9 protein-coding genes and 1 tRNA gene are annotated in these 5,996 nt (G+C 62.0%); 8 read left to right on the top strand and 2 right to left on the bottom strand.

Features of this window, described 5'->3' with window-relative positions; all coding sequences use genetic code 11:
* Positions 1-276, top strand: a 276-nt coding sequence (locus SK803_RS46200; RefSeq protein ID WP_319972618.1) for a Uma2 family endonuclease, incomplete at its 5' end; no start/stop codon positions are given.
* Positions 277-470: 194 nt separating this feature from the next.
* Here SK803_RS46200 and SK803_RS46195 read toward each other — a convergent pair.
* Together SK803_RS46195 and SK803_RS46190 are read right to left on the bottom strand one after the other, a co-directional pair.
* The gene (locus SK803_RS46195; protein ID WP_319972617.1) at positions 471-1,361 is read right to left on the bottom strand and encodes a phosphotransferase family protein; all 891 of its coding nucleotides are present in this window, start codon (positions 1,359-1,361) and stop codon (positions 471-473) included.
* Positions 1,361-2,572: an XRE family transcriptional regulator gene (locus SK803_RS46190; RefSeq protein WP_319972616.1), complete on the bottom strand. Its 1,212-nt coding sequence runs from the start codon at positions 2,570-2,572 to the stop codon at positions 1,361-1,363. Before SK803_RS46190 ends, SK803_RS46195 begins: the two co-directional genes overlap by 1 nt.
* A 330-nt stretch (positions 2,573-2,902) precedes the next feature.
* Here SK803_RS46190 and SK803_RS46185 point away from each other — a divergent pair, with 330 nt between their 5' ends.
* The 7 genes from SK803_RS46185 to SK803_RS46155 all read left to right on the top strand — a co-directional run bounded on the left by SK803_RS46185 (position 2,903) and on the right by SK803_RS46155 (position 5,996).
* On the top strand, positions 2,903-3,292 hold the full coding sequence (locus SK803_RS46185) for a hypothetical protein (RefSeq protein ID WP_319972615.1): 390 nt from the start codon (positions 2,903-2,905) through the stop codon (positions 3,290-3,292).
* A complete protein-coding gene (locus tag SK803_RS46180; protein WP_319972614.1) occupies positions 3,289-3,930 on the top strand; it encodes a hypothetical protein in 642 nt (213 codons plus the stop codon). Before SK803_RS46185 ends, SK803_RS46180 begins: the two co-directional genes overlap by 4 nt.
* Before the next feature lie 19 nt (positions 3,931-3,949).
* Positions 3,950-4,105, top strand: a complete 156-nt coding sequence (locus tag SK803_RS46175) for a hypothetical protein (RefSeq protein ID WP_319972613.1) — start codon at positions 3,950-3,952, stop codon at positions 4,103-4,105.
* Positions 4,102-4,551 (top strand): hypothetical protein, encoded by a 450-nt coding sequence (locus SK803_RS46170; protein ID WP_319972612.1) that lies wholly within the window; start codon positions 4,102-4,104, stop codon positions 4,549-4,551. Before SK803_RS46175 ends, SK803_RS46170 begins: the two co-directional genes overlap by 4 nt.
* Positions 4,552-4,577: 26 nt before the next feature.
* Positions 4,578-5,471: a S1 family peptidase gene (locus tag SK803_RS46165; protein ID WP_319972611.1), complete on the top strand. Its 894-nt coding sequence runs from the start codon at positions 4,578-4,580 to the stop codon at positions 5,469-5,471.
* A gap of 61 nt (positions 5,472-5,532) precedes the next feature.
* A tRNA-Leu gene (locus SK803_RS46160) sits at positions 5,533-5,606 on the top strand.
* 48 nt (positions 5,607-5,654) lie between these two features.
* A complete protein-coding gene (locus SK803_RS46155) occupies positions 5,655-5,996 on the top strand; it encodes a hypothetical protein (RefSeq protein ID WP_319972610.1) in 342 nt (113 codons plus the stop codon).

The raw sequence follows: 5,996 nt of genomic DNA, 5'->3' as shown, positions 1-5,996 counted from the left end.
GTCGTAGAGGTCGTCTCGCCAGAGTCTGCGCATCGCGATCGGACCGTCAAACTCCGCAAGTACGCCGAGGCGGGCATCCGCCACTACTGGCTGATCGAAGAAGAGGTCGACCAGCCCGTCGCGCACATCTACGAGCTGGACGAACCGACCGGCGCCTACGCACCGGTCGGCATCTTCCGCGGCACTCTCCAGCTAACCGTGCCGTTCCCCATCACCATCGATCTCGACAGCCTGTTCAGTGAAAGCTCTGGAACATGCTTCGTCGTCAGACGTTGAAGCGGAACTCCACGACAACGCCCCCTACCTGGTCAGACGGGGTCGAGCAGGGGCAAAGTCAGCACCAAGTCAGCACGGTTGAAGCTTGATCGTCTGCTAGCGGGAGCGCCTCCGGCCACGGCCGGAGGCGCTTCGGCGTCTCATCAGACCATCGACGAGACCTCAGGCTGCGGCACATGTCGAAGCCCAGATGGTCACGGCACAGCCTCCCAGCCCTTCCAAGGCCGCTCACCCAGCTCGCCCTTGAGACAAGCGAGCCTATGTGACGCCTGGCCAGTGCTTTGGGAGTTCTCCGCAGCCATCTGCGCAGCGAACAAGGTCAACCGAAGCTCGCGAATATCACGAAGGGTCGGGTAACCCGACCAGTCCAGTACATCAAGTCCATAGACATCAACGAACTCGGCATATTCGACATGCGAAAGCTTGCCCACCGTAGCGTAGCTGATCGCAGTATGAAGCAGATCCCATTCAGGCGGCCCAACCGAGAAGCGCTCAAGATCGATAACAAGTATCTCACCGTCACCGGTGGACCGAACTATGTTGCCTGGCCATGCGTCACCATGCAGCACAGAATGGGGCTTACCTTGAGGGAGTCGATCATATTCGGCACGAAGGTCATCAAGATGACGACGAAGCCATTGCCGCTCAGCATCCGAAAACGTTGCCGCACTCTCAATGCGTTCCGCAAGCCCCTCAAACGGCGCTAAGAGTGGGAGTTCAAACTCCCTTGGCACCGGAAGCTGGTGTAGCGACCGAAGCGAGGCGGCAAGTTCTACCCGCGAACCGTTCTCATGCGGAGGCAGCTCATGCCAGAAGGTTACCGCATGGCCGCACACAGAGATGGGCTGCTGAATTTCACCCAGAACTCGAACTGCCTGCACACTTTCCTTTTGCAGCCAACGCGCGACGGCAACTTCCTTGCGGGCAGTTTCTAGTTGCCCCTGTCGCGAAATGCGCGCCACTACCCCCGGTCGCAACCGAAAAATCGCGTTCTCGCCAATCCTGATCGCCGCAGGCCTATCCGAAGTTAGGCCAGCCCGAGACACCGCATCGTTGAGCACCGCGTGGAGGTGATCTGCGTTCACTAGGTCGACACTACAGCGCCGATCTTTCGATGCAGCTCAGCAGCCTCCGGGATGGCATGGTGCCCGGCTGCGAACTGCTGCAACTCACGAAGGTTCTTGATCACGCGGTTTGAGCGGATCTTGGCAGCTGCCGACGTTGCGCTGCCCCCAAGCGCCGCAGCCTCCCGTGGATCACCGGTCACCATCAACTGGGACGCTAGGCGAATCTGGCAAAACGCCCGTGCACGCGCGTACTCATCTCCGTGGCTCTCGATAGCGAACCTAAGACGGTCCGTTGCGGCACTGATGAACTTTCCACGAAGTGCCAGATCCGACAATGCATGGCCGGTCTCGCCGGCATGCTCAGCAGCATCGTAGTAGGCGGCATACATGGAATCAGCAGGGTTCGATAGACTAAATTCCTCATCCGCTTGACCGACTGCCGCCACCGCTTCTTCGACGCGGCCCAACTGCGCTAGCGCACGAGCGCGCACTGCCGCGAGCATTGCGCGCTCGGTATGAGAAAGCCGATCCGACCTGACCATTGCCAGTTCAATATAGGTCAGACCACGGTCAGGATCGTTCATCCAGAACGATTGGCGGGCCATCGACGACAGAATGTTTGCCCGCAAATGCCAATCCGCACCTTCCTCAGCCTGCGCCAGCGCAAAGCAGAACATTCTAAGCGCGTCGTCATTCGCTTGAGCATCGAATGCCATGAACGCGGCAGCCTGGCCGAGCCGTCCAACCGCGGAGTAAAGAGCCCTCTTCAAGTTGGGCGGACATTTGACATCATGCAACTGGGCGGCATATTGAAGCTGTGCAACAACCGAAACACGCGCGAAGTTGCCCCCGTATTCGGCGTCCCAGTTCCTAAACAGATCAGCAGCAGTACGCACCCCAGCGATGTCCTCTGGACCTATTACCGAGGGCACTTCTGTTGGTGCAACTTGGGCAAGGTAGCTGCTCGCCGAACGCCCGCCAAACGGAACTACGCCTGCACCGTGAGGCAAGCCAGCAGGCAAAACGAGTTCGCCGCGCGGGCTGCTTCTATCTGGGGGCCGGAATCCGAGATCAGCATCGGCATTGACCCGCAGGACAGCACGCAGCCCATCTCGATAGTACTGTCCGGGCCACCGAACATCGCCCCGCTCTAGCTTGCCGATATACCGCGCGTCAAGCTTGCCCACCCGTTTGAGTGAAGTGTTGGCGTAGATCCATGCGTTGACCATCTCGGCCAACTCCTGGCGTGAGAGCGGCACACCGGTGGCGTTCGGCGACTCAGTGCGCAGACGAGCCTGCTCGAACTCGCGGTTTGGTCCACCCAAGGCCGTGCCTCCCTACCGTCTTCCGCAGTTTCGCACCGCAGCAGGCTCTTTGGGAATTCCGCGACACTGTCCAATCTGCCCCCAATCTGCCCCCAGAAAGATCAGCTCGCTGGGGTTCCCAGCAGGCCACGCCGGGTGCACGGTCATTGGCATGTCTCGCGTCCCCACTCGACTCAGTCAGGCGGCATGTGCACAGATGAGCTGCGCAACCCGCGACTCCGAAGCGGTGCCGTCATGACGAGTGGAATCCATTTCGGCGAGCCGGGCCGCGTGCCATGCAGCGCCCGACAACGGGTCTACGGCTATGTGCGTGCCTTCGACCCGTACCAGTTGGCGTTGGAGCGGCGCAGCATCCAAGGGTTCTGCCAGCGCATGAACATCGACCTCGTTCGCATCATCGAGGACCCGTGCCAGTCGGACGAGATCGCTCCCTGTGGCTCGTTCCTGGAGCTGACGTGCGCGCTGGAGCTGGAGCCGGTCTACGGGGTGGTGATGCCCGAGCTGGCGCATCTCTCGCCGAACAAGACGGTTCAAGCCCTCCGGTTGCAGTGGATCACCAGCCTCAAGCGAGAGGTGTTCGTGGTCCCGAACGAACCGGCGGGCTTCCGAGAGACTGGAGCGTGATCGCGATGATGCCGCAACCGATCCCGGCAAATGCCGGCAACCCGTTGCAGCCAAAGGCAATCGGCTATGCACGATTCAAGGATCACGACGAGCTTGAGCTGTTGACGCTTCGGATGATTCGGTTCTGCGAGTCGAACAGTCTCCAGTTCTTCGGCCTGTTCGCGGACCCCGGACAGCCCGGTCCCGAAGACCTGTGGGGGTTCGTCGGGTTCAGTGGCCTCGTCTACCAGATGGCACGCTTCCCGACCATCAAGAAGGTGCTGATCCCTGACCTGGATCAGATCACACCAGCGCAGTACCAAGCGCTTCGCGACGTTGGCGGGGACGTGTTCGTGCTGTCCGCGGTGAGCACAAGCCAACCTCCCGCCGTTCCGCTCAGCATCGGCATGTCCGACCTTCGCGAGGTCAAAACTGCGCTGCGAGCGCTGCAAGCTCTTGAACCGAACCACTCCAGGCCCCCGGACAGCGCGGCTCCGGGGTTTCATACGGCTGACGATGTTCCGAGCGGTGCCAGCAAAAGCGCTCCGTCGATTGGCCGTTTCGAGGTGACGGCGGGGCCGGAAGGCCCCGGACTTTCGACCCCGCCGTCTATCCACACTTCAGGCAGCAGCCAACCGGACGGTGGTCATGAGGGTTGAGGGGACGGGCGGTCACCCGATGCTGGGCAAGGGCGTCGTCGATGTTCCGAACGTTCTGGGGCAAGCATGGTGTGACGCCGGATTCGCCAAGGTGGTCGGCAACGACGTGGAGGTGACCTTCACGTTTTCTGACGTGATGCTCACCTCGCTGGTGAACAGCTTGGCGATCGCATGAGCGGCTCCGTGGGCAAGGACCGTGACATGGCCGCGGTCACGACCGCGATCTACGTCGAGCGGTTTCTCCAGTCGAGCGCCGCGGCTGACGAACCAGATCGGCGGATCATCAGCGACCGGTTGCGTGCGGACAGCCCGACGTTCCAGTCCTGGGAGTTGTGGCTTCGCCGGCACTCGGTTGCGATCCCGCTGGGAACTGTTCTGCTCGTGCTCGGGCTTGTCGACACAGGATCGTTCCTCTGGCCCGCGGCACCGGTGGTACTGAGCTGGCTTGGTGCGTTGACCCTGCTGGCCGCAGCGGGTCACCTGTGGCTGATCGCCCGGCAGGGCCACCACCTTCCGGTCGGCCTGTACCGCGAGATCTCGAACGGGGCGTTCCCCGAACTCGTCGGGGACTCCGCTCTCTCAGACTCCCCGGACGATCCGTCCGGGGCGAAAGAAAAGTAACCAACTACTGAAGAAGGTTTTTCGTCTTGAGAACCAGTTTCAGGCGTGTCTTCGCCGTGCTCGCAGCCAGCATGGCGGTGCTGATTCCGTCTGCTGCTTCCGTCGCAGCCGCGCCCGTTGGTCAGAGCGGTGACGATGTGTCGCCGTTCATCATCGGCGGAGACGACGCGAAGCGGGCACGGTCGTGGATGGCGAGCATCCAGCTCGGCGACCGGCACCGTTGCGGCGGTGAGCTGATCAGGCCGCAGTGGGTGCTGACTGCGGCGCACTGTCTCGTCGCGGTCAAGCCGGGCGAGACCAAGGTGCGGATCGGCTCGCTCGATCGCACCAAGGGCGGCGTTCTGGTCGGCGTGAAGAAGACGAAGGCGCACCCGGAGTGGATCCCGGAAGGGGATCACAACGACATCGCCGTGATTCAGCTGGACCGACCGGTGTGGAACAAGCCGGTGGCGCTCTCGCGCGGTTTGCCCAAGGCGGGCACGCCGACGCGGATTCTTGGCTGGGGCAAGGATTGCGACAGCAACCCTGACGATCCGGCCTGTTGGAAGAACCCGGTGAACTTGCAGGAGCTGGCCACCGTCGTGACGCTGGCCAGCAAGTGCGGGTGGTTCGATCCGAAGTCGGAGATCTGCACGGTCAGCCGCGACGGCCAGAACAAGCAGGCCTGCGTCGGAGATTCCGGTGGGCCGCAGGTCGAGGAACAGCACGGCCGTGAGGTCCTGGTCGGCGTGACCCGCGGAGACGGCGATGACGGCGAGATGCGTCCGAACGTGTGCACGACGAACCCGCAGGGCGGTCAGGGCGCAGGGGTGTGGACCGGCGTCGGGCCGCACCTGCATGTCGTCAAGAAGCTGATGCGCGACTGCGGCGACTTCGACGACGCGGAAGCGCTGGAGCGCGACAGCCGCGCCGTTGCTTAACAGCCCGACCGTTTAGCCGGTGCGCCTGACCGACTCTATCCCCGGTCAGGCGCACCACCCGGTCCCTGTAGCCCAATTGGAAGAGGCAGGCTCCTTAAAAGAGTCTCAGTGGTGGTTCGAGTCCCCTCAGGGGCACAGCCCAGCGCCGATTTGGCGTTTGCGATTGAACTTAGGAGGCACAAGATGGCCGGGGTTGTTTCCTATGTCTTCGTGAGGGATCTGAATATCAGCTTCAGGTGGACTCAGCCGAATACTTTTCAGGAAGTAATTCGAGGCGACTTCAACGTCAGCCGAGAGTTCCCGGTCATCGCGCGTGATGAGCTTGATAAGACATGGGTTGATAACACCGATATTTATCGTGCAGTGAACCGCTATTTGGAGCGCAACTACCCCGACTGGCGCCTGGCGAACGATCCGGTGTCGCCGCCTTCCGACTCCCACGCGCAACCGCCACCTCCGAGGGTTTATCTGCCCCGGCAGGCCGTCCGCCGTGGTGAACGTTCGACGGACTTTGTCCGCGCCTAG

It is taken from the genome of Lentzea miocenica, assembly GCF_033949945.1.
Taxonomy (GTDB): domain Bacteria; phylum Actinomycetota; class Actinomycetes; order Mycobacteriales; family Pseudonocardiaceae; genus Lentzea; species Lentzea miocenica.
Note: the sequence above shows the minus strand (reverse complement) of the source record. Positions and strands in the feature narration are given on the sequence as shown.